The sequence below is a fragment of the Candidatus Pelagibacter sp. genome, from assembly GCF_052049815.1.
Taxonomy (GTDB): Bacteria; Pseudomonadota; Alphaproteobacteria; order Pelagibacterales; family Pelagibacteraceae; genus Pelagibacter.
The window spans coordinates 1-1061 of record NZ_JBNGZG010000097.1 but is presented as its reverse complement, the minus strand read 5'-3'; the positions used below and the strand labels follow the sequence as shown (position 1 = coordinate 1061).

The window sequence follows — 1061 nt, the reverse complement described above, 5'->3', positions numbered from 1 at the left end:
AATGTAAATTCATTAATTATTAAAAAAAGATTTATTCTATCAGGGCTAAATCTTGCCTATCTTGGTTATTTTGGAATAAATAAATTAAATCTTAATTATGATCTTTATCACTGGATGGATGGTATATGGGCAAAAAGACATATTAATTTAGAAAAAAAACCTGGGAGACAAATATTAGATGAATTAGTTTTGCCGAAACAAATTAAAAGAATAACTGTTATTGGAAATATGACTGGCAAATCAAAAAAATATTTGATTAAAAAATTTAAATTAAAAATAGATCATGTCAAATTACCTTATCTTGAGATAGAAAAATTAATTAAACAAAAAATAAATATTATAAACCCTAGAGAAACGTTAATATTAATAACACTTCCAACTCCAAAACAAGAACAATTTGCTGATTTTTTATCTCAAAAATTAAAATGCTTTAAAATAATATGTATAGGAGCATCATTATCAATTGCTTCTGGTGAAGAAAAAACTGTTCCAAAATTTATGAGAAACTTTGAATTTTTATGGAGACTAAAAACTGATCCATTTAGAAGAACTTATAGATTATTATCTACATTTTATTTTTATACTAAAAACAAATTAATATATAATAAGTATAACCAAATAAGATTTTTAAAAATTGACTAATAAAAAAATATATGTGTGGGCGTGTGATTTTTCAAAATCTTCGGGAGAAGGAAATCTTGCACATCTTTTTGTAAATGAATTAAAAAAAAAAAACCATATACATTTAATAAAAAATAAATTTATAAATAAGTTTCAATATATTACTCCATTTTTAGGCGTTATATGTTGTTGGTTTTATTATCTAAAAAGTATACGTGTTGCTTATGTAAATTATCTACCATTATGGAATTTTTTGATTTTTTTACTACTCCCACCCAAAACAATTATAGGTCCAATTACAGGTGGCTCAAAATTTATTGAAAAAAAAAATTCAAATTTTTTTTTACGTAAATATATATTTCCAATATTTTATCAAATAAGTTGTGTCATTTTAAAATTTAGATATGAGGATATAATTTTTTCAACCAATTTATTAAAAA

At 22.1% G+C, this 1061-nt stretch carries 2 protein-coding genes; both read left to right on the top strand.

Annotation, left to right across the window (positions count from 1 at the left end; all coding sequences use genetic code 11):
• Window positions 1–642 (top strand): WecB/TagA/CpsF family glycosyltransferase (locus ACTT9D_RS07415; protein WP_440931142.1); only part of this gene is annotated, 642 nt, incomplete at its 5' end.
• On the top strand, window positions 635–1061 hold a 427-nt coding region (locus tag ACTT9D_RS07410; protein ID WP_440931141.1), incomplete at its 3' end, for a hypothetical protein. The genes ACTT9D_RS07415 and ACTT9D_RS07410, both read left to right, overlap by 8 nt.